22 protein-coding genes are annotated in these 20321 nt (G+C 70.7%); 14 read left to right on the plus strand and 8 right to left on the minus strand.

Going from position 1 to position 20321, the window contains the following annotated elements:
- The first annotated feature begins 110 nt into the window (after positions 1-110).
- The 7 genes from ACFVX4_RS27050 to ACFVX4_RS27080 all read left to right on the plus strand — a co-directional run bounded on the left by ACFVX4_RS27050 (position 111) and on the right by ACFVX4_RS27080 (position 5423).
- The gene (locus ACFVX4_RS27050; RefSeq protein WP_389981661.1) at positions 111-548 is read left to right on the plus strand and encodes a hypothetical protein; all 438 of its coding nucleotides are present in this window, start codon (positions 111-113) and stop codon (positions 546-548) included.
- Between the two features lie 78 nt (positions 549-626).
- On the plus strand, positions 627-1904 hold the full coding sequence (locus ACFVX4_RS27055; protein ID WP_389981663.1) for a hypothetical protein: 1278 nt from the start codon (positions 627-629) through the stop codon (positions 1902-1904).
- Positions 1901-2488, plus strand: a complete 588-nt coding sequence (locus ACFVX4_RS27060) for a hypothetical protein (protein ID WP_389981665.1) — start codon at positions 1901-1903, stop codon at positions 2486-2488. The genes ACFVX4_RS27055 and ACFVX4_RS27060 overlap by 4 nt, the downstream gene beginning before the upstream one ends.
- On the plus strand, positions 2485-3216 hold the full coding sequence (locus tag ACFVX4_RS27065; protein ID WP_389981667.1) for an ATP-binding cassette domain-containing protein: 732 nt from the start codon (positions 2485-2487) through the stop codon (positions 3214-3216). Before ACFVX4_RS27060 ends, ACFVX4_RS27065 begins: the two co-directional genes overlap by 4 nt.
- Positions 3217-3809: 593 nt before the next feature.
- Entirely contained in the window at positions 3810-4283 is a 474-nt protein-coding gene (locus ACFVX4_RS27070) for a YncE family protein (protein ID WP_389981669.1), read from the plus strand.
- A gap of 126 nt (positions 4284-4409) precedes the next feature.
- Entirely contained in the window at positions 4410-5003 is a 594-nt protein-coding gene (locus ACFVX4_RS27075) for a hypothetical protein (RefSeq protein ID WP_389981671.1), read from the plus strand.
- 24 nt (positions 5004-5027) lie between these two features.
- Positions 5028-5423: a hypothetical protein gene (locus ACFVX4_RS27080; protein ID WP_389981673.1), complete on the plus strand. Its 396-nt coding sequence runs from the start codon at positions 5028-5030 to the stop codon at positions 5421-5423.
- Between the two features lie 52 nt (positions 5424-5475).
- Here ACFVX4_RS27080 and ACFVX4_RS27085 read toward each other — a convergent pair whose 3' ends face one another.
- The 6 genes from ACFVX4_RS27085 to ACFVX4_RS27110 form a co-directional block, all read right to left on the minus strand.
- On the minus strand, positions 5476-6066 hold the full coding sequence (locus ACFVX4_RS27085; protein ID WP_389981828.1) for a hypothetical protein: 591 nt from the start codon (positions 6064-6066) through the stop codon (positions 5476-5478).
- Positions 6067-6106: 40 nt separating this feature from the next.
- The gene (locus ACFVX4_RS27090; protein ID WP_389981675.1) at positions 6107-7750 is read right to left on the minus strand and encodes a substrate-binding domain-containing protein; all 1644 of its coding nucleotides are present in this window, start codon (positions 7748-7750) and stop codon (positions 6107-6109) included.
- Positions 7747-8970 carry a toxic anion resistance protein gene (locus ACFVX4_RS27095; protein ID WP_389981677.1) on the minus strand — a complete coding sequence of 408 codons (1224 nt, stop codon included), beginning with the start codon at positions 8968-8970 and terminating at the stop codon, positions 7747-7749. Before ACFVX4_RS27095 ends, ACFVX4_RS27090 begins: the two co-directional genes overlap by 4 nt.
- 28 nt (positions 8971-8998) lie before the next feature.
- Complete coding sequence (locus tag ACFVX4_RS27100; protein ID WP_389981679.1) at positions 8999-10102, minus strand: hypothetical protein; 1104 nt, start codon at positions 10100-10102, stop codon at positions 8999-9001.
- Positions 10103-10249: 147 nt separating this feature from the next.
- Positions 10250-10654, minus strand: coding sequence for a hypothetical protein (locus ACFVX4_RS27105; protein WP_389981681.1), 405 nt, complete (start codon positions 10652-10654; stop codon positions 10250-10252).
- 100 nt (positions 10655-10754) lie between these two features.
- Positions 10755-11966, minus strand: a complete 1212-nt coding sequence (locus tag ACFVX4_RS27110) for a pyridoxal phosphate-dependent aminotransferase (RefSeq protein WP_266415026.1) — start codon at positions 11964-11966, stop codon at positions 10755-10757.
- A gap of 341 nt (positions 11967-12307) precedes the next feature.
- On the opposite strand from ACFVX4_RS27110, the gene ACFVX4_RS27115 reads away from it, so the two are divergent.
- The 6 genes from ACFVX4_RS27115 (at position 12308) to ACFVX4_RS27140 (ending at position 16696) form a co-directional block, all read left to right on the plus strand.
- Complete coding sequence (locus ACFVX4_RS27115) at positions 12308-12616, plus strand: helix-turn-helix domain-containing protein (RefSeq protein ID WP_389981683.1); 309 nt, start codon at positions 12308-12310, stop codon at positions 12614-12616.
- Between the two features lie 123 nt (positions 12617-12739).
- Positions 12740-13069, plus strand: a complete 330-nt coding sequence (locus tag ACFVX4_RS27120; RefSeq protein ID WP_389981685.1) for a hypothetical protein — start codon at positions 12740-12742, stop codon at positions 13067-13069.
- Between the two features lie 90 nt (positions 13070-13159).
- A complete protein-coding gene (locus tag ACFVX4_RS27125) occupies positions 13160-13831 on the plus strand; it encodes a class I SAM-dependent methyltransferase (protein ID WP_389981687.1) in 672 nt (223 codons plus the stop codon).
- Positions 13831-14757, plus strand: coding sequence for a DUF3626 domain-containing protein (locus tag ACFVX4_RS27130; RefSeq protein WP_389981689.1), 927 nt, complete (start codon positions 13831-13833; stop codon positions 14755-14757). Before ACFVX4_RS27125 ends, ACFVX4_RS27130 begins: the two co-directional genes overlap by 1 nt.
- 71 nt (positions 14758-14828) lie before the next feature.
- The gene (locus ACFVX4_RS27135; protein WP_389981691.1) at positions 14829-15695 is read left to right on the plus strand and encodes a GyrI-like domain-containing protein; all 867 of its coding nucleotides are present in this window, start codon (positions 14829-14831) and stop codon (positions 15693-15695) included.
- A gap of 140 nt (positions 15696-15835) precedes the next feature.
- On the plus strand, positions 15836-16696 hold the full coding sequence (locus tag ACFVX4_RS27140; protein WP_389981693.1) for a serine protease: 861 nt from the start codon (positions 15836-15838) through the stop codon (positions 16694-16696).
- A gap of 117 nt (positions 16697-16813) precedes the next feature.
- On the opposite strand, the gene ACFVX4_RS27145 is transcribed toward ACFVX4_RS27140, so the two are convergent.
- Entirely contained in the window at positions 16814-17641 is an 828-nt protein-coding gene (locus tag ACFVX4_RS27145; RefSeq protein WP_389981696.1) for a TetR/AcrR family transcriptional regulator, read from the minus strand.
- Positions 17642-17725: 84 nt separating this feature from the next.
- Between ACFVX4_RS27145 and ACFVX4_RS27150 the strand changes: the two genes are divergently transcribed.
- A complete protein-coding gene (locus ACFVX4_RS27150; RefSeq protein ID WP_389981698.1) occupies positions 17726-18586 on the plus strand; it encodes a siderophore-interacting protein in 861 nt (286 codons plus the stop codon).
- 12 nt (positions 18587-18598) lie between these two features.
- On the opposite strand, the gene ACFVX4_RS27155 is transcribed toward ACFVX4_RS27150, so the two are convergent.
- On the minus strand, positions 18599-20242 hold the full coding sequence (locus ACFVX4_RS27155) for an amidohydrolase family protein (protein WP_389981700.1): 1644 nt from the start codon (positions 20240-20242) through the stop codon (positions 18599-18601).
- Positions 20243-20321: the final 79 nt, after the last annotated feature.

A 20321-nucleotide genomic window follows, 5' to 3' on the forward strand; every position in this document is an offset into this window, starting at 1 on the left:
CCACCCCCCAGGTCATCCGTTCGACAGGGGGACACAGTCATGCCGGGCCCGGAGGCCAGCGGCCCTCTTGCAGGACCGCGAAAAACATAACGGGGATGTGGATGATTTGAATGTCGGGTAGATCTGTCCAGCGTGTTTCCGCGGTGCTCGGCGTCACGGCCGCTGCGCTACTCGCGATGGCTCCTGGTGCCTGGGCGAATTGGCAGAGCAGCATAACTTCTTGGACGGATGGTGGGACGTCCCGCAAGTGGGCCGACGAGAGCTACTCCGAAATCCGTTTCAAGGGGTGCACGGACCAGTACGCCACGACCCACAAGGTGGACGTCAAGCTCTGGGACTACGACGCCCTCTCGGCGAACGACTTCTACGGCGCCAAGACTTACACCAACTGTTTCAACGGCAGCACTTCGGTGAGCGCCGGTGAGTGGACGGGCCTGCCCGTGGAACAGGACTTCTTCTTCGAGACAGACAACATAGGCCAGGGCGGCAGTTGTTGTCTGCTGAACGTGAGCGTGGTCTACGTCGACACCACCAAGGCCGACGGCTGACCTTCGTGCTGAAGCGTGGTGCTCCCCATCGGGGGGCGCCACGCTTCGTCCGGTCCCGAACCTTCGACGAGGAACCTGTTGAAACCGCTCACCCGAATCCGGTCCAGCAGCGCGATGCGCGTCGCGCCAGTCGTGTTGCTGCTCATGTTCGCTTACTACTTCACCGACATCCGTGACGATCTGCGGCTCGATCCACTCGGGTACGCGCCCACTGTCGTCGACGCGGTGCAGCGTAATCTGCTGCCCGTGTCCTATGCGGTCGCCGCGGCGCTGGGCGCCTGGGAGGCGCGCAGGCTGGGCAGGGCGGACATCTGGCAGTGGGGGGCCGTGCGCTCCCGCTACACCATTGCCGCGCACAGCCTTGCCCCCGTGGTTGTGCTGGCCTGGCTGGCGACGCTCATGCCTACGGTATGGGCGCTGGTTCAGACAGGAACTCCCTTGAATCTATGGGGATTTGGGATCGTGGTGTTCGGCATGGTGCTCTGTGTGGCCCATGCCGTGATCGGGTTTGCCATGGGGGTCCGGGTGCGGCACATCGCCGTGGTCCCGGTGGTCGCCGTCGTCGACTTTCTGGCCGTCGGCTGGTCTGTGGCCCTGGAGTTGCCATGGCCTCGGCATCTCTCTGGCCTCTACACGGGCAAGCTGATGTTCGGTGAACTACCCACGGCGACCTCGATCGTAGCGCCCCTTCTGCTTGCCCTCGGGGTTGCCGCAGGGGTGGCTCTGCTCTGGTCGGGCACGCGTTGGCGCTGGCTGAGGACCTCGGTTGCGGGTGTGCTGGCGCTGGCAAGCGTCGGTGGCGCGTACTCCATGGTGAAGGACTGGAGCTATATCGCGCCCCGGAGCGTCGGCCACGGGGAAATGTCCTGTGCCGGCGAGGCCCCTAGTATCTGCACGCCGACGTTCTACGCCCAGGCGCTTCCCTCCCTGCGCAAGGACGTGGGCGGCGCCTTGCGCGCTCTCCGGGAGGCAGGGGTCGACGCCCGCCCCGTGTCGATGACCGACACTCTTGCCGCTATTCGATACCAGAAGCGGTCCACTGCCACCGCCTGGCAGCTCCCCCTGGCGGCCAGCCATGCCACCGGCACGACGCGCTATCACGTCGCCCGCGCGGCGGTCCGTTTCGACTGTGCGGAGCCTGCGACCGGTCGCGCCCGTCTCGTGTACTACTGGGTGTCCATGAGGGTGGGCCAGGGAGACGCATACCTCCAGCGTCTCGCCACCGAGCCGGACTTCACCGCGAAGCCCCGCAACCGACTGCAGTCGCGGGTAGGTGACGTTCTCGCCATGAGTCCCGAGCGGCAGACGAGCTGGTACCGGCAGACCCTGGCTTCGGCGTGCGAGAAGGCGACATGATGTGGTGGCTGAAGGCCCGCAGGGTCCATACCCACCTCCCGGTCGGATTTCTGCTGTTCGTCCTGCTTGCGGCAGTCATTCAGGATGGCCCGGTAGCCCTGCCCTCCCTCACTCTGAGCGGTTCGGAGGCGGTGCAGGGCATGATCTTCGTGCCGCTAATCCTGGCGGCGGTACTCTTCAACTGCCTGCAGTCCAGGCTTGGTGCGGCCGAGGATTCGGGCATCCGGGCGGTCCGTCTCTACGATGCTCTGCTCGCACTCGGCGTGGTTGCGCTCACAGTTGCGGCCGGCTCAGCCCTGGCCTCAGTGACCGGCTCCCACGCCGCTCGGAACCTGGACCGCAACACAGCCTTCCTGGTCGGGCTCACCCTGCTGTGCGGTGCACTGTTCGGAAGCTCCGCCGTCCTCATGCCCACCGTGTGGCCGCTGGTGGTCATCATGTTCGGGCTGCGCGGACCAGGCGATCCGTACCCGTGGACCGTGCTGCTCGAACCGCCTCACACCTGGTACGCCACCACCGGGGCCGCGCTGATGCTCGCCGTCGGCATCGCCGCCCATGTCTTCTTCCCGCGGAGGCCCGCATGACCGTCGTACTGGAATCCTGCACCTATGGCTACGGGCGTCGTCGGCGTCCCGTGCTCACCGATTTCGACTACCGGCTTCCGGACGGGCTGACGATTCTCCTCGGGCCCAATGGCGCAGGGAAGTCAACCTTGTTGAGACTCGCTGCCGCAGTCACCTCTCCCCGCAATGGGACGGTGACCTTCGGCAGCGTTTCCGCACGGTCGAAGGAGTACCGCCGCGCGGTGGCGTGGATGCCCCAGACCATCACCCCACTTCCCTCCCTCACGGCGCGGGAGTACGTCGCCTATGTGGGGTGGCTGAAGGGGATGGACCGGCACAGTGCGTGGAGTCAGGCTCCGCAGGCGCTGGCCCGGGTGGAGATGACCGAACTGTCGAAAGAGAGGACGGACAGGCTCTCCGGAGGTCAGTTGCGCAGGGTGGGGGTGGCCTGCGCTCTCGTCCATGAGGCGAAGGTGCTCCTGCTGGACGAGCCGACGGCGGGCATGGATCCGCGCCAGCGGCGCGTCTTCCGGGACTTGCTGGCGAGTCTCAGAGGGGACGTCAGGGTCCTGATGTCCACCCACGACGTGGCCGATCTTGCCGAGGAGGCGGACCACGTGTCGGTTCTGGCAGCTGGGCGACTTGTGCTCAGCGGGACGGCTGCGGAGTTCCTCGCCCACACCCCTCATGGGACCGCGGAAGGCAGGAGTGCCGAAGGCGCCTACACGGCGCTGCTGGAGTCGGTCTGACAACGGGATCCGCCGTGACGGAATGGCGCTGCGTGCCGTTGGTCGCAGCGCCATTCCGTGTGCCAGGGTGGGGACGCCCGCTGCCAAACCCCGCCCGGCCGAGGCGCGGCTGGTCGGAAACCGCGAGGAGCGCGACCAGGGGTCTGGTGCCCGGCGCGCGGATGCCCCTGTCAGGGCTGGCCATACCCGCTGACCGGCCGCTTTCAGCGGCATCGCCTCCTCTTGCACGGGGCCCCGGACATCCACCCTGACCTGTGGGGTCAACAGCCCGCCGCGGTACGGCCCCCGGAATCCCCTCACGATTCCGGGGGCCGCCTCTCTCCCGCCCCTTTCCCGTCCTTTCGCGGCGAACATCCGAAGATCACCCGAGGCTTGCGCACAGGACCTCCACAACGCTTCGATGTTTCTTCACGCCACCTCCGGCTCGGTCGGACGGAGGCCGACAGAGCCTGTGGGGGACTCAGCTGAGGAAGAACCGGCACCATCGACGTATCGCGGCGACACTGACCGCGCTGACACTCGGCACCGCGGGGCTCACCGCCCTCGCGCCACCCGCCGCCCTCGCGGCCGACGGCCCGGTGGTCGGTGACACCGTGGCCAAGCTGCCTATCCCGTCGTACTCGGCGATGGTCGTCGACTCGGTGCATGAGAGGGTCTGCATCACGGACGACCGCCGGAACCAGTACGGGAACCAGGTCCACGTCTACAACTTTCAGGGCCAGAAGGTGGGTTCGCTGCCCACCGGCTCCGCGCCGTCCGGGATGGCCCTGAGCGCGGACAACGGCACGCTCCACGTCTCGCAGTCCTCGGGCATCCTCGCGTTCGACACCGCGACGCAGGAGCGTACCGGTTTCACGTACACCGCGTACGACGTGCCCTGCCCGCGCGGCATCGCCTTCGCGGGCGGCAAGGAGTGGCACACCGAGACGCCGTACCTCACGACCGAATGCGACAATCGCCAGACCTGGCTGTACGGCACGGCGGGTGACCGGTCCACCAACGCCGGATGGAACGCGGCGGGCCGGCTGCGGCTGACGAGCGGCTCCGAAACCCCGACCGCATCGTGATGGCGCAGAGCCGCAGCACCGGCGAGGCCGACCCCTTCCATCACCACGCTCGACGCGAGCGGCGACACGCTCGTACGCGGGCCGGAGCGCCGCTTCGCGGACGCCGAGGGCCGGGGCGCGCTCGACATGAAGGACGTGGCGCAGTCCCCCGACGGCCGGCGGATCGCCGTCGCCGACGCCGCGTACGGCACCCGGCTGCTGGAGGCCGCCGACCTGTCCGACGCACCGGCCGGGTACCAGCCGCTCCCCGAGGGGGCCGCGGCGTCCACCGTCGCCTTCAACGGCGACGGCACCTACATAGCGCGGGGCGCCGCCGCGACCGGGAGCACGGCCGACCTGCTCGTGCAGCCGGCCGACCCGGCGGCCGGTACGGCCCCGCTGGAGTTCGCCTTCGAGGGCGCGCTCGACGGGGACCGGATCGCACCGCGCGGGCTCGGCTGGTCGAAGGACGGCTCGCGGCTGTTCGCCGTCACCGCCAACACCTCCGGCAACGAGTACTGGATGCATGTCATCCAGCCCCCGGCCGCCCAGTACGACTCCCGCTTCACCGGCGCGCTCTCCACTGCCCCGGGCCGGCCCGTCGTCGGCGAACCGGTCGGGATCAGGGGCCGGCTGGAGCTGGACGGGCCCGCGCCCGCCGAACCGGTCGGGGTGACGGTGGTACGGCACGACGCGAACGGCGACCGCAGGCTCGCCCCCGTCGAGGTCGACGCCGACTGATCGTTCACCGTCCTCGACGTCCCGTTGCTGATCGGCGACGCCACCTACACCGTCTCGTTCACCGGTGACCTCACCCACCGCCCGGCCGAGGACACCTCGCTCACCGTCGCGGTCGACAAGGCCCCGACCATCATCGCCCTCACCGCCCCGGCGGAGACGACGAAGAGCGCCGGGCTGACGATCACCGGCACCCTGACCGGCCAGGGGCGGGTGCTGCCCGCCGGGATCACCCTGTCCGTGGTGCGCACCGACCGGAAGGGCACCGGCACGCTGACCTCGGCCGCCGTCGCCGCCGACGGCACGTTCACCATCGACGACCTGCCCCGCGCCACCGGCCAGGTGACGTACCAGGTCGGCTGCGCCGGTGACGCCCTGCACAGCGGATCGACGGCGTCGGCGACGGTACGGGTACGCAGCTGACGGGAGTCGCCCGTAAACCCCTGGAACCGCGGCCCGCGGGCCGGAACGGGCACTACCCGTTCCGTCCCCGGTCCTCCAGATAGCGCGTATGGGTCTGCTGGCGCCGCGCCTCCGCCTCCCGCAGTGCCGTGGCCAGCGCCTCGACCTCCCGGTGCAACAGCGTCAGCTGCTGTTCCAGATGGCGCTCGGGCGGTTCCGTGCCCGGAACCATCCGCGTCCACGGGCGGATCCGTACGAACGCGTCGACCGACTCCAGGATGTCCTGGCGCACGGCACGTGCCAGGACGTGGATGCCCTCCGGGTCGGCGGCCAGGGACTCGGCCACCGGTCCGGGGGCGAGCAGCCCGTCGAGCAGGTCCGTCAGTTCGGTGAGCCGGCCGGACGCGGCGGGCGGCAGCTCGACCTCGTCCAGATACCCGCACAGCGCGCGGTAGTCGGTGCGCAGCGCGTCCAGCTGGGTCGACGGGTCGGGGAAGACCGGGACCGGCGGCCGTTCGGGCGGGGCGATCAGCGCGCCCGCGCCGTACAGCCCGAGGACCACCACCGGCCAGTACGCCCCCGCGAGCCCGGTGAAGGTGAGGGCGAGGCCGGCGATCCCGCAGGCGCTCCCGGTGAGGTTCTTCCGCGACTCGACATACGCCAGGACCCTGTTCGTGGGCCTGCCTCCCGGACCGCCGGGCGGTCTACTGGTATCCACGGATCTCCTCGAATGCGCCGTCCAGGGAGCCGGGGCCCTGCTCCTTCGTCGCGTCGAAGAGCCGGCCGCCGGTCAGTTCGGCGATCCGGTCCAGCTCCTGGCGGTCCGAGTCGCCGAAGACGACCGGGAAGACCGGTGTGACCCGCCGCGCGGCCGGGAGTGCGCGGTAGTAGGAGGCGAATCCGCCGGCCGTGTCGCCCGCCGTGTTCTCGCCGTCCGTCATCAGCACGATCGAGGTGAACGCGGACTCGGTGCCGTCGCCGATCTGCTCGTAGGCCGACTTCAGACTCGAATAGATCGCCGTCTCGCCACCGGCCGTCAGCGCGGCGGTGTCCGCCTTGATCGCCGCCAGGCCCCGCTGCGGATCGGCGGGGTCGACCGTGTGCGTACGGACCTGCTTCACCGACGAGCCGAACGGCAGCAGCGTGACCTCCTCCCGTTCCCGGAAGTCCCCGGTCAGCCCGGTCAGGGCCGCCTTCAGCGCCTTCAGCCGCTCCCCTGCCATCGAGCCGGAGGTGTCCAGCACGTACACGGTGCGTGAGGGCCGGCGGAGCTTGTTCTCGTAGCTGTGGAGCAGCCCGTCGGCGACGGATCGCGAGCCGGGGAACGGCAGTTCGCGGCGCGCGTCGGCGGCGAGCGGCACCGCGGGCCGTACCGAGGGCACGACCGGGCGGCGGAAGGTGTCCCGGGTCAGCTTCCGCTGGACGGCCGGGGTCCGGAAGTACTCCGTCAGCACGCGGACCGAGTCCTTGGCGTCCGGAGCGGCGGCGGTGAGCGCGCTGAGCGGGTAGTCGGCCGTCACCACCCCGTCGCGGGGGCGGATCACGGTCAGCCCGGAGTGGCTGTCGCGGTTCAGCGAGAGCAGCACCGACTCGTAGTTGATCAGCGCGTCGACGGTGCCGCGCCGGGCGTACGCGGTGGCCAGCCAGCCCGAGGAGCCGGAGGTCAGCCGCTGCCCCGCGAAGAACTCCGTCAGCTTTCCGCTCGCCCCGCGGACATCGGCGTCGGTCAGCGCGGACTGGGCGCCCGAGAGTGCGGAGGCGACCGAGACCAGCGCGGAGAAACCGGAGTTGGAACGGTCCGGATCGGTCATTCCGTACGTCAGCCGGCCCTCGGCGACCGCCCGGTGCACCTGCGACCAGGTCACGTCCGAAGGCTGCCAGCCCAGCCGCCGCACGGTCGCCGGGCGGACCCCGAGGGCGACCGGCGACGCCATCAGCGGAGTCTCCGAGGTGATGCGCCTCGCCGCGTCCGGGTGCAGCCGCAGATAGTCGTTCGACGACAGCCAGACCGCGTCGTAGGCTCCGTCCGCCTTCCCGGAGCCGAGCAGTTCGACGGCGTCCAGGGTGCCGGTCCAGGTGGGCCGCACGGTGATTCCGGTGGCCTCCCTGGCCTGTTCCAACAGGGGCTTCATATCGGCGAGTTCACTGGATGCCAGGACCCGCAGCGTGCCGGCCCGCGGTCTGCCGTCGTCCTTCTCCGGCCCGCCGGACGCCCCGCCGGACGAGCCGTCGTCCGACCCGGAGCAGCCGGCGAGCGGGGCGAGCACGGCGACGGCCAGCAGCGCGACGAGCGAACGGGCGACCCGGCGCCGCAGCCGTCTCAGCCGTCGCCGGGGGAGGCCCGTCATCCGAGCCCCCCGCCGTCGAGCGGGCCGGCCGACCGGCTGCGTTCCAAATGGGCACTGGCCTGCTGGAGTTCGGCGGTCAGCGACTCCACGGTCGTTGCCATCGACTCGGTGGCCTGCACCTTGTACGTGTCGATGGCGTCGAGGGTCCGGTAGATCTGCTGGAACGCGGTGCGCAGCGTCTCCGCGCCCACCGCCGGATCGGCCGCGATGCGCTGGATCTCGCCGCTCTGGCCGGCCAGCATCTCCGCGTTGCCGCGGATCAGGTCCTCGGTCGTGGAGCGCAGCACCTGCACCTGCTCGGTCACCTTGCGCTGGCTCTCCAGCGCCGAGGCGAGCATCACGGCGATCCGCAGGGCGGAGACGGTGGTGGTCGCGGCCCGGTCGACGCCCTTGATGAGCTCGTCGTTGTTGCGCCGTACGACATCCATCGCGAGGTACCCCTGCGCGCAGACCGCGAGCTGGGTCAGCAGGTCCTGGTGCTTCTGTCGCACGGGGAAGAGCACATCGGCCCGCAGCGCGTCCGCCTGCGCCGGGTCGGTGGCCGCGGCCTGCGCGATGCGCTGCTCGACGGCGCCGTCCAGCGCCTCGGTGAGCACGACGTACTCCTGGAGCTTGCCCATGGTCTCCCAGAGCCGGGTGCGCTCGGTGTGCAGGGCGGCGTTGTCGCGGCGCAACTCGTCCTGCCCGCCGCGCAGCGAGCCCACGATCCGGTTCAGGGTGGCCTGGGAGGAGGCGTACTTGGCGACGTGGTCGCGGAGCTTGTTGCCGCCGGGAAGCCTGGCCAGCAGCCGACGGGCACCGCGGCCCGGGGTGTCGCGCGGGTCGAGGTCCTCGACGGTGCGGCGCAGCTCGACCAGGGACGAGCCGACCCGGGTCTGCGCGTCCACGCCCCCTGACCCGGACCCGGCCAGCGAACGGACGGTGCGGTCCAGCATCCGGTTGGACTGCTGGGCGGCACTGCGGATGTCGCCCTGCCCGAGTGCGGCGATCTCCCCGATCCGGGTGGTGAATTCGGGCGACCGGGCATCGAGCCCGGCGAGGCCGCCGACGTACTCGGTGGCGCGGCGCGTCATCTCCGTCCGTACCGACTCGTCGACCGGTACGAGACCGGCGGCCTGCTCGGCACGGACCGGGGCGACCGGCTCCGGCGCGGTCAGGACGAGCGGCGGGGCGGAGTCGCCCGGCGGGGTGAGGGCGAGCGGTTGCGGCTCTTCGGTCATGGCTGGGGTCTCCAGGGAGCGTGTGTCGTCAGCCGCGGGTCCGCCGGGCCATCGCGCGCAGCACCGTGGCGGTGGGCACGGGCGCCTGGCGGACACCGGTCAGCTGTTGGTCGATGTAGTCGGTGTGGCCGGCGGTGGCCGCGGTGAACTCGGCCGCGGCGCCCTGGGGACGGAAGCCGTGCCGTACGACGAGCTTGCGCAACTCCGGGTCGGTGGAGAGCAGTTCGCCCAGCCGTCGGCCGGTCCCGGTCAGCGGCACGAGGGTGTGGTCGCTGGATACGGTGGTGTCGGGGTAGAGGAGGACCAGGTCCCCGGCGTCCTGCCGCTGCATCAGCAGCGAGGCGACCTGCGACTCGTACACCAGCACCAGCGGATTGCCGACCCCGCTGATGAAGTCCCGGAACGGGGCGTCGCTGCTGGTCTGCTGCGCCCCCTGCACCTGGATCAGTTTCCTCAGCAGCGGTGCGGTGCGGTCGATCGCGGCCTCGTCCGCGGCGACCCGGCCGCCGTCGGCCACGTACGAGGCGGCGGCGAGGTAGAGGGCGCCGGAGTTGGACGAGACGGGGTCGGTGCTGGTGATGAACACCGTTCCGGTCAACTCGGCGTGTTTTTCCGCCCCTTCGAGCTGCTGCCAGGTCCGGTCCGTGCGGGCGGCCCGGAGGTAGGGCCCCATGAGCAGCTTGCCGCTGGACTTTCCGCTCAGGGTCACGAGCCCGTTGTCCGCCAGGACCTGCGCGGCGGCGCGGTGCGCGACGACGACCAGCGGAGAGTAGAAGGGCCTGAGCGGGCCGCCCTTGACGGCGGAACCGCGTTGCAGTTCGTCGGCCGGGGCCTTCGAGCCGGGGAAGGCGAAGTCGTAACCCTTGAGGGGGAGTTGGTCCATGGCCCAGGACCCGGATGTCTCCGCCTTGACGGTGAGTCCCTTGGCGGCAAGGGCCTTCACCACGTCGGGATCGGCGAAGAACTCGGCCTTCTCCGAACCGATCACTCCACGCACGGTCTTCGTTGCCGTGCTCTTGTCCCTGCTGTCGCGGCCTGCTGCGACGGCCACTGCCACTCCGCCGATCAGCAGCACCGCCAGGACGATTCCCACGATGCGTCTCACACGCGAAGCCTGCTCGCGGAAACCCACATTCCAGGCGGAGTTGGGTGGACGGAAGGTTAAGCAATCATCCCAGTACGCAACGGAGGCGGAACGGGGACGGGAACGGCTGCCCGCGCGTTGCGGGGATGGGTGGCACCCGGCCCACGCGCTTCTGCGGCACGTGGACCGGGGCCGTCAGTGGGCGCCGACCAGCCGTGTCGGGGCGGCGGGGGCGGCGGCGAGCGCCGCGGTGTGGGCGTCCATGCGCTCGGCCGCGAGAATCGCGACGGCCGTGTCGGCACGGGACGCGGCCACCACCAGCGCGCGGCCCGCGAGGGCGTGGGCGCGGCGGTGCAGCGCCGGTGCGGGTGCGTCGGTCCGGCCGGCGTGCCGGGCGGGCGGCGCGCCGCGCAGCCTGGCGACCTGCTCGGCGATGCGGTCGCCCGCCTCGCCGGGGCCCAGCTCGTCGGTGACCGCGAGGAGTGCGGCCAGGTGCCCGGCGAGCTGGATGTCCAGCTCTTCCTCGCGGGAACGGTGCGGGAAGTCGTCGGCGTGGTCGGCCGGTGTGTGGACCGATTTGGTGCGGATCGGTTCGTACATGGATGGCCTCCTGGTGTTGCAGTGGAACCATCCTACCTTGGATTCAGTCTAAAGTTATCCGCAATCGATTCTGGTGTCCGTGAAATCGTCGGGACAGCCTCTAAGGCTGGCCGTACCCGTCCAGGAAGTGCGCGATCCGGCTCACCGCGTCCGTCAGGTCCTCGGTCGACGGCAGCGTCACGACCCGGAAGTGATCGGGCTCCGGCCAGTTGAATCCGGTACCGTGCACGACCATGATCTTCTCGGCCCGCAGCAGATCGAGCACCATCTGCCGGTCGTCCTTGATCTTGTAGACCTTGGGGTCGAGGCGCGGGAAGAGGTACAGCGCCCCCTTCGGCTTCACACAGGTCACGCCCGGAATCTGCGTCAACAGGTCGTACGCCGCATCGCGCTGCTCCAGGATCCGCCCGCCCGGCAGCACCAGGTCCTCGATCGACTGCCGCCCGCCCAGAGCGGTGGCCACGGCGTGCTGCGAGGGCATATTGGCGCACAGCCGCATATTGGCGAGGATCGTCAGCCCCTCGATGTACGAGGAGGCGTGCGCCTTCGGGCCGCAGACCGCCAGCCACCCCGACCGGTATCCGGCCACCCGGTAGTTCTTGGAGAGCCCGTTGAAGGTGAGCACCATCAGATCGGGCGCGATGGTCGCGGTCGGGGTGTGGGTCGCCCCGTCGTACAGGATCCGGTCGTAGATCTCGTCGGAGCAGACCACCAGATTGTGGCGCCGGGCGATTTCCGTCAGCCCGCGCAGCATCTCGTCGTCGTACACCGCACCCGTCGGGTTGTTCGGGTTGATGATCACGATGGCCTTGGTGCGGTCGGTGATCTTCCGCTCGATGTCGGCGAGGTCCGGCATCCAGTCGGCCTGCTCGTCGCACCGGTAGTGCACGGCCGTGCCGCCGGCCAGCGACACCGAAGCGGTCCACAACGGATAGTCCGGAGCCGGTACGAGGACCTCGTCGCCGTCGTCGAGCAGCGCCTGCATCGACATCTGGATCAGCTCCGAGACGCCGTTGCCCAGGTAGATGTCCTCGACGTCGAGCTCGATCCCCTTGGTCTGGTAGTGCTGCATCACCGCCCGCCGCGCGGACAGCAGCCCCTTCGCGTCGCCGTAGCCGTGCGCCCCGGAGAGGTTGCGCAGTATGTCCTCGAGAATCTCGGGCGGGCACTCGAACCCGAACGCGGCAGGGTTGCCGGTGTTCAGCTTGAGGATGCGGTGACCGGCTGCTTCCAGCCGCATCGCCTCCTCGAGCACGGGGCCCCGGATTTCGTAACAGACATTGGCGAGCTTCGTGGACTGGATGACCTGCATGTCTGGGAGCTTACGACCGCACCCCGCGCGCTGCCCGGCCTTTCCCTTCCGGTTGCACCACCCGGGTGCCTTCCCCGTCTTCCATCGCCATGCCCCCACCGCCCGGCGCCGTGGGAACGCCGGGCGGGGACGGCGACGGGGCTTCGAATGCGGTGGAACAGGGGCGTGACGGACACGGACGGGTGAGATGCGCCACGACGCGGGAGGCGTTCGGGGCGTGCGGGCGTGACGTATGGGCTCGTCGTTCGGTTGACCGTCGTACGAGCGATCCGTGCGACTTCGAAAGTCTGCGAAAGCACGCATCATGAAGCGGTGTCCGCGACGTATGAGAGAAAAGCGTGATGGCCGGACAGCACAGCCGCTGGATTGCCTCGGGCGTCCGGACGGAGGATCCGGAACGGATTGCCATTCGAGAGGCCCTGGCCTTCGGTAAGGCTCTCTATGACCGCCGCACCGCGCTTGGGCTCAGCGCGACCGAGCTGGCCGGACGTACCGGCATGGAGGAGGGCGACATCGAGTGCATCGAGGAGGGCGGTACAGAGCCGACGATCGAACTCCTCAGGAGCCTTGCGGCCGCCCTGGATGCCGATGTGCGCCTCACGCCCGGCCATGACCTCGGCTCTCTCTGGTTCGAAGCTCACGCGGCTTGACCGAGGGATATGCGGGTGCGGAAGGCGGAACAGAGGGGTCCTCGGGACCCAGGTGCCTCCTGCGTACCTCAGATGTGGCTCAACTCGGGCGAGAAAGCGACTCTCCCGGGGGACCATGACCGCATGATCGGAAACGGGAAGCAGGACATGGCCGTGCTCGTGGTGCGCGACGCGGAAGCCATCGGCGCGGCGCTGCGGCAGGCGCTGGAGACCGCAGGCGCGGAGGAACGCCCCGGCCTGGAACGGGCCCTCGCCGTGGTCGCCGACGCGGCCGGCGCACCCGACGCCGAGATGCGGGGCCGCTGGGCGGGGCGCCGGATCCGGGCGGGCGGCCACCAGGGTCCGCTCGACGCGGTCGCGGCGGTCAAGGCACTGCGCAGGGCCGAGCCGGGCCTGAGCCTGCGCCAGGCGGTGCAGCTGTCGAGGGAAGCGGCCGCGACGGAGGCCGCTTAGCCCTGTGGCGGCCGCAACCGTCGTACGGGTGCGACGGGCCCGGCAGAACTCGCGTGACGTGCCCGGTGACCCGGTCGTAGGGTCCCCGCCATGGACTGGCAGGCGTGGCACGACGCGTACGACACCCCCGATTCATGGTTGGCGCGGCGGCTGCGGGCCGTCCAGGACCGGATCCGGGACGCCCTGGACACCGCACCCCCCGGCCCGCTGCGCGCGATCAGTGTGTGCGCCGGTCAGGGCCGCGACCTCATCGACGTACTGGCGGACCACTCCCGGCGCGACGACGTCCGGGCCCGACTGGTGGAGCTGGACCCCGGGAACACCGCAGCGGCCCGGGATTCGGCCCGCAGGGCCGGGCTGACACGGGTGGAGGTGGTGACGGGCGACGCCTCGCTCACCGATCACTATCTCGATCCGGCACCGGCCGATCTCGTGCTGGTCTGCGGTGTGTTCGGCAATGTCGTCGATGCCGACATCGAGCGCACCATCGACATCTGCACCCGGCTGTGCGGGCCCGGCGGCACCGTCGTCTGGACCCGCAACCGCGCCGCGCCCGACCGGGTGCCGCTGGTCTGCGACTGGTTCGAGGAGCGCGGCTTCGAGCGCCGGTGGCTGTCCGAGCCGGACGCGGGGTACGGCGTCGGCGCACACCGCTTCACCGGTGAGCCGCGCGAACTCGCCCCGGGGCACCGGATGTTCGACTTCGTCGGCTACGACGTCCTGAAGGCGGCGCGGGCGGACACCCGGACCGTGAGGCCCTGATGCCCCGCACCGCACCGCCGCACGACGACCCGCCGCGGTCTCCGGCCCCGGCCGCGTATCCGTCCCCGTATCCGTCCCCGTCTGCGACCCCGTCCCCTCAGGACCGGGCCCTCGGCCATGTCGCGTCCCTCTCGTCGGGGAGGCCGCTCGACACCTCGCTGCGGCTGACGCTGAACTTCCACCCCGACCGCGAGGCGGCGGGCCGGCCCGTCCTGGTCGCCCTGGCGCAGGACGGCGTCTACCACTCGCAGTTCGTGACGGGCACCGGCAACGGCGGTCTCACGGCGTACCCGGGCGGGGACAGATGGCGTTGGGAGAGCCGGATCTTCGACGGGGCCTACGACGGGGTGCCGGGCGAACAGCGGCCGGTCTACGGGGCGTTGGACTTCCGTGCCGCCGCCGTCGGGGCTGCTCCCAGATTCGGCTCCGCGCATTTCCGGCTGACCGCGGACACCCTCCCGCGTGCCACGTTCTGCTATCCGGACAGTGCGGCCGAGCCGGTGGACTTCGGCGTCGCGTCCGGCATGCATCTCATCGAGCTGGCCGAGGCCGACGACCGGGACGCGCTCGACGACTACATCGAGGCGCAGATCCACGGCCCGGTCGTCCTCGACCGCCATGTGGAGGCCCTGGTGCTCGATCCCTGCTACCGGTCCACCCCGGTCGAGGAGGCGGCCAGCCGGCTTCCCTGCCGCACGGAGTGGCACGCGGGATTCCGGCTGACCGTCGAGCAGTTGCGGCGCCACCCCGACTACCGGGGAGCGGAGTTCGTCGACCTCGGCGCCGAGATCGCCGAGAACGGGGTCCTCGACCCGCGGATCATCGGTGACGCGGCCCGCTCCGGCCGCCACGACCTCCAGTCGCTGAAGAAGGTCTGGCACTGTCTGGTCCGCTTCGGCGCGCCGCCGCGACCGACCCGACCGTAGCGGGCACGGAGTGTCGGGTGGACCGGGGCGCATTCTTCCTAATGTGAGTGTCCGTGAGGGAAGGAGACCGGGTGCTGGAGAAGCTGAACCAGGCCATGGAGTACATCGAGTGCCGTCTCGATCAGGAGATCGAGACGGCCGCGCTGGCCCGGATCGCCATGACGTCGGAGTACCACTTCCGGCGGATGTTCTCCGCGCTGGCCGGGATGCCGCTGTCGGAGTACGTACGGCGCAGGCGGCTGACGCTCGCGGGTGCCGAGGTGCTGAACGGGGAGCGGACGCTGCTGGAGGTCGCCGTGCGCTACGGCTACTCCTCGGGCGAGGCGTTCGCTCGGGCGTTCCGTGCCATGCACGGTGTCGGTCCGGGCGAGGCCCGGCGGGCCGGTGCGGTTCTGCGGTCCCAGCCCCGGATGTCCTTCCGTCTCGTGGTCGAAGGCAGCAGCAGTATGGAATACCGGATCGTGGCCAAGGACGAGTTCCGGGTGGTCGGCAGGAAGGCGCGGGTTCCCCTCGTGCACGAGGGGGCCAACCCGGCCATCGCCGAGTTCGTCCGGGGCATCGACAAGGAGACCGTGGGGCGCATCGCGGCGCTGTCCGATCAGCGGCCTGAGGGCATCGTCCAGGTGAGCGACAACCTCGCGGAGAGCCGTGCGGAGGGGACCGAGCTCGACTATTACCACGCCGTGGTGACCGGTGCGGACGCGCCCGACGACCTGGACGTGCTGGTGGTCGCGGCGGGCACCTGGGCCGTCTTCGAGAACTCCGGGCCCTTCCCCGAGGCGCTCCAGTACCTGTGGCGGGACGTGTTCACCCAGTGGTTCCCGTCCAATCCGTACCGGAGCAGGCCCGGTCCCGAGATCCTGCGCGTCGGGCCGTCGCCGGTCGCGGGGGAGGCCTCGGCCGAGCTGTGGATCCCGGTGGAGCCGGTCGCCGCCTGACGGGCCCTGGGCCTGATGGCTTGAAACCGCCCCTTGTGGGGGCCCCTTCAGTGCGCCAACATGCACATGTCAATCCGAAGGGAACTTCGGTGGGCGGGGGCCATCAGGACCCTGCCCAGGTCACTTGAGGGGACCCCCACATGAAGAAGCCTCTCGTCGGTGCGCTGTTCGCTGTCCTGCTCCTCGGGGCAGGTGTCGCGCCCGCAACCGCGTCAACCGGCCACGAAGCGGCGTCGCCCACCGCGGTCAAGGAGAAGGTCCGGCCCAAGGCGGTCAACTTCGCCGGGACCGTGGCGCTCAGCAACTGTTCCGGCTCCGTCGTCCGCACTCCCGACTCCCAGCCCGGCGACCACGCGCTCGTGCTCTCCAACGGGCACTGCATGGAGTCGGGATTCCCGGGCCCCGGTGAAGTCGTGTTCGACCAGCCGTCCACCCGCAGCTTCACCCTGCTGAACGCCTCGGGCAGCGGTGTCGGAACCCTGCGGGCGAGCAAGATCGCGTACGGGACGATGACCGACACCGACATATCGGTGTACGAACTCACCAGCACCTACGCCCAGATCGAGAGCAGCTACGGCATCAAGGCGCTGGAGCTCAACACCGCGCACCCGGTCCAGGGCACCGCGATCACGGTCGTGTCCGGCTACTGGAAGCGCACGTACGCCTGCAACGTCGACGGCTTCGTCTACCGCCTCAAGGAAGGGGAGTGGACCTGGAAGGACTCGGTCCGCTACACCTCCGCCTGCCAGACCATCGGCGGTACGTCCGGCTCCCCGGTGATCGACAACGCGACCGGCAAGGTCGTCGCCGTCAACAACACCGGCAACGAGGACGGTCAGGAGTGCACGGACAACAACCCGTGCGAGGTCGACGAGAGCGGCAATGTGACGGTGCGTGAGGGCATCAACTACGCCCAGGAGACGTACGGCATCGTGCCGTGCATCGGCACCGGCAACAAGTTCGACCTCGACCGTGCGGGGTGTGCACTGCCCAAGCCGTGATCTCGTGAACCCGTCGCCGCCGCGATGCCCTCCACCGGGTGCCGTGGCGGCGATTCACGGTTCACGGTTCGCAATTCGCCGTCCGCAGTACACAATTCATGGTTCGCGATGGGCGGTTCATGGCGCCGTCGTGCGCCGGACCGCCGCCTCGATCCCGTCGAGCAGCACCCCGAGCCCGACATCGAACGTCTCCCGCGCCTCCCGCTCCGGATACGGCACCGCCTCCTCGCCGGACGCCGGCGCCGGGGCCGGTGGCTGCGGGGCGGACCCGGTCTCCATCGCGGTCAGGCTCGGATAGCGGTCCGCGAAGTCGGGGGCCACCTCACGCAGCAGCGCCGAGCGGGCGAACCACCACTCCTCGTCCGACTCGCCCGTCACCGCCGCTGCCTGCCGCGCCTCGGCGACCGTCCCGGCGCAGCCGCGGACGAAGTGGGACAGCGTGCCGACCAGCCGCCGCAGCACCTGCGCTTCGAGCCCGGTCGCGTTCAGCAGACGCACCAGGGTGTCCAGCCCTGCGTACTCGTGCGGGCCGAGGACCGGGCGGGCCTGGGAGACCTGGAGCACCCAGGGGTGGCGGAGGTGGAATTCGAGCCTGTCCCGCGCCCAGTCGGTCAGCCCCGTACGCCAGTTGCCGGTGTCGTCGTACTCCGTGGGCAGCTCGGCGTGGACCGCGTCGTACATCAGGTCCAGCAACTCGCTCTTGCTGGGAACGTAGGTGTAGAGCGCCATCGCGGTACGGCCGAGCCGCTCGCCCACCGCGCGCATCGACAGCGCGGCCATGCCGTTCTCGTCCGCGACGGTGATCGCGGCGGTCACGATCGCGTCGACGCTCAGCCCCGGCCTGGGGCCGGGGCCGGGGCGCCGGCCGCGCTGCTCCGGACGGTCGGCGCGCCACAGCAGGGACATCGAACGACGGGCGTCGCCCTGTCCGGCAAAGACCACCACTTGCGACTCCTTACGCCGTAAAGTAACTTCGCCCGGGTAATTCCTTACGACGTAAACTATCAGTCGGAGAGGGCGGGAGCCGCGATGGGGCAGGCGTTGACCGTTTCGTATGTGCGGGTCGTCGGCGTGGAGCGGGTCACTCCGCGGACGGCGCGCGTCACCTTCACCGGGGATGCGCTGGCGGAGCTCATGGAGGACCGGCCCGACCAGCAGATGAAGCTCTGCTTCCCGAGGGAGGGGCAGGGCGTGCCCCGGCTGCCGGAGCCGGACGCCGACGACACGTACGGCATGCGGTGGTACGAGGCGTACCTCGCGATCCCCGAGCCGGAGCGGCCGTTGCTGCGGAGCTTCACCGTTCGTGGGTACGACCGTCGACTGGACGTGATGGCGGTCGACTTCGTGCTTCATGGCGACGATGGCCCCGCCACCCGCTGGGGCCGGGACGCGCGCCTGGGCGATGTGCTCGGCATGGTCGGCCCGTCTTCGCTGTACGCCCGGCCGCTGCCCGCCGCCGACTGGCTGCTGCTGGCCGGCGACGAGACGGCGCTCCCCGCGATCGGGACCCTGCTGGAGTCCCTGCCGGCCGGGGCGCGGGCGCTCGTCTGGGCCGAGGTCGCCGACGCGGCGGAGGAGCAGCCGCTCGGCTCGCCCGGCGACGTGACCGTCCACTGGGTGCACCGGGACCGGGGCGGGTCGTTGCCGGACGCGGTGCGGGCGGCCCGGCTGCCCGCCGGGTCCGGGGCCGCGTGGCTGGCCGGTGAGGCGGGGACGGTACGGGCCCTGCGCCGCCATCTGGTCGAGGAGCGCGGGCTGCCCCGGGTGGCCGTGCAGTTCAGCGGCTACTGGCGGCGCAGCCTCACCCAGGACGACGCCCCGACCGAGGAGGACCTGGCCTGGGCGAAGGAGCAGACGGGGGAGCAGGCGGGGGAGCAGGCGGGGGAGTGAGGGCGAAATGCCTCACCGGGCGACGCCCTGCCGGGTCGTCCGGCTCCCCGCTCCGCGGACGGCCCGGCCCGCCAGCACCTGGGTGCGGCGGCCGTCCTCGATGACGGACCGGCCGTCGATCAGTACGTGCGGGATGCCGACCGGCAGCGTGCGCGGCTCCTCGAACGTGGAGCCCGCCGCCACCGTCCGCGGGTCGAAGAGGACCAGGTCGGCGCGGTAGCCCTCGCGGACGTACCCGCGGTCGGCCAGGCGCAGTCGCCGGGCCGGGCGCGAGGTGAGGTGGGCGACGCACTCCTCCAGCGACAGGATGCCCAACTCCCGTACGTACCTGCCGAGATACTGCGGGAACGTGCCGTAGGCGCGCGGGTGCGGCTTGTCGCCCTGGAGGATGCCGTCGCTGCCCCCGGTGTGCACCCGGTGGCGCATGATCTGCCGCACGTTCTCCTCGTGGCCCACGTGCTGGAGGATCGTCGGGCCGAGCCGGTCCTCGACGAGCAGTCTGCGTGCGGTCACCCAGGGCGCCTCACCGCGCAGCCGGGCGGATTCGGCCACCGTGCGTCCGACGTGGTCGCCGAGCGCGGGCACGCCGACGCCCGAGATCTCGATCGTGTCCCACTCGATCGGCACGCCGTGGCAGCCGTCCGAGCCCAGCACCTCCATGTGGTGCCGGATCCGTTCCGCCGTCGCGTCGTCCGCGAGCCGGGTGAGCACCGACTCGGGCCCGCCCTCGCTCGCCCAGCTCGGCAGCATCGCGACGAGGGTCGTGCAGCCGGGGGTGTACGGGTAGGTGTCGAGGGAGATGTCGGCGCCCGCGTCGAGGGCGTGGTCGAGCAGGGCGAGCAGTTCGGGGGCCCGGCCCTTGTTCACGCCGAAGTTCATGGTGGTGTGGGCGAGATGGAGGGCGCAGCCCGCGTTCCTGGTGAGCTGCACCATCTCCTCGTACGCGCCGAGCGCGCCCGCCCCGTACGAGCGGTGGTGCGGGCAGTAGTAGCCGTCGTACTCGGCCACCACCCGGCACAGTTCGGTGAGTTCGGCTTCGTTCGCGTACATGCCGGGGGTGTACGTGAGGCCGGAGGACATGCCGACCGCGCCCTCCGCCATGCCCCGGGCGACGAGTTCCTTCATCCGGGTCAGCTCGGCCCCGGTGGCGGGGCGGTCCTCCCAGCCCACCGCGTACATCCGGACCGTGCCCTGCGGGATGAGGTAGGCGGCGTTGACCGCGATGCCCCGGCCGTCGAAGTTGCGGTCCAGGCGGTCCAGGTACTCGCCGACCGTGCGCCAGTCGAAGTCGATGTCGTCGCCGTTGCCGTTCCAGCCGGTGATGGAACGGCGTACCTCGGCGAGCGTCCGGTCGTCGACCGGGGCGTACGACAGACCGTCCTGGCCCAGGACTTCGAGGGTGACGCCCTGCGCGGCCTTGGCGCTGTGGTCGGGGTCGCGGAGCAGCGCGAGATCGCTGTGCGCGTGCATGTCGATGAAGCCGGGCGAGAGGACGAGCCCGTCGGCGTCGAGGACACGGCGGCCGGAGGGGCGCGGCCCGGCGGCGTGTTCGGGGTGGATCTGGGCGATCCGGCCGTCCCGGATGCCCACGTCGGCACGGCGGCCGGGGGCACCGGTGCCGTTGACGACGTGGGCGTTACGGATGACCAGGTCCATGGGGGCTCCCAGATCAAGCCCCTCCGGCGATCGAGGAGCGGGGGTCCGGGGGCGGAGCCCCCGGTTACGGGAAGGGGCG

It is taken from the genome of Streptomyces sp. NPDC058240 (assembly GCF_042882135.1).
GTDB lineage: Bacteria > Actinomycetota > Actinomycetes > Streptomycetales > Streptomycetaceae > Streptomyces.

Coding starts and splice junctions, on each gene's coding strand:
- ACFVX4_RS27050 (WP_389981661.1), top strand. CDS start 111: ATGTCGGGTAGATCTGTCCAGCGTGTTTCCGCGGTGCTCGGCGTCACG.
- ACFVX4_RS27060 (WP_389981665.1), top strand. CDS start 1,901: ATGATGTGGTGGCTGAAGGCCCGCAGGGTCCATACCCACCTCCCGGTC.
- ACFVX4_RS27065 (WP_389981667.1), top strand. CDS start 2,485: ATGACCGTCGTACTGGAATCCTGCACCTATGGCTACGGGCGTCGTCGG.
- ACFVX4_RS27075 (WP_389981671.1), top strand. CDS start 4,410: ATGAAGGACGTGGCGCAGTCCCCCGACGGCCGGCGGATCGCCGTCGCC.
- ACFVX4_RS27090 (WP_389981675.1), bottom strand. CDS start 7,750: ATGACGGGCCTCCCCCGGCGACGGCTGAGACGGCTGCGGCGCCGGGTC.
- ACFVX4_RS27095 (WP_389981677.1), bottom strand. CDS start 8,970: ATGACCGAAGAGCCGCAACCGCTCGCCCTCACCCCGCCGGGCGACTCC.
- ACFVX4_RS27105 (WP_389981681.1), bottom strand. CDS start 10,654: ATGTACGAACCGATCCGCACCAAATCGGTCCACACACCGGCCGACCAC.
- ACFVX4_RS27110 (WP_266415026.1), bottom strand. CDS start 11,966: ATGCAGGTCATCCAGTCCACGAAGCTCGCCAATGTCTGTTACGAAATC.
- ACFVX4_RS27115 (WP_389981683.1), top strand. CDS start 12,308: ATGGCCGGACAGCACAGCCGCTGGATTGCCTCGGGCGTCCGGACGGAG.
- ACFVX4_RS27120 (WP_389981685.1), top strand. CDS start 12,740: ATGATCGGAAACGGGAAGCAGGACATGGCCGTGCTCGTGGTGCGCGAC.
- ACFVX4_RS27125 (WP_389981687.1), top strand. CDS start 13,160: ATGGACTGGCAGGCGTGGCACGACGCGTACGACACCCCCGATTCATGG.
- ACFVX4_RS27130 (WP_389981689.1), top strand. CDS start 13,831: ATGCCCCGCACCGCACCGCCGCACGACGACCCGCCGCGGTCTCCGGCC.
- ACFVX4_RS27140 (WP_389981693.1), top strand. CDS start 15,836: ATGAAGAAGCCTCTCGTCGGTGCGCTGTTCGCTGTCCTGCTCCTCGGG.
- ACFVX4_RS27150 (WP_389981698.1), top strand. CDS start 17,726: ATGGGGCAGGCGTTGACCGTTTCGTATGTGCGGGTCGTCGGCGTGGAG.
- ACFVX4_RS27155 (WP_389981700.1), bottom strand. CDS start 20,242: ATGGACCTGGTCATCCGTAACGCCCACGTCGTCAACGGCACCGGTGCC.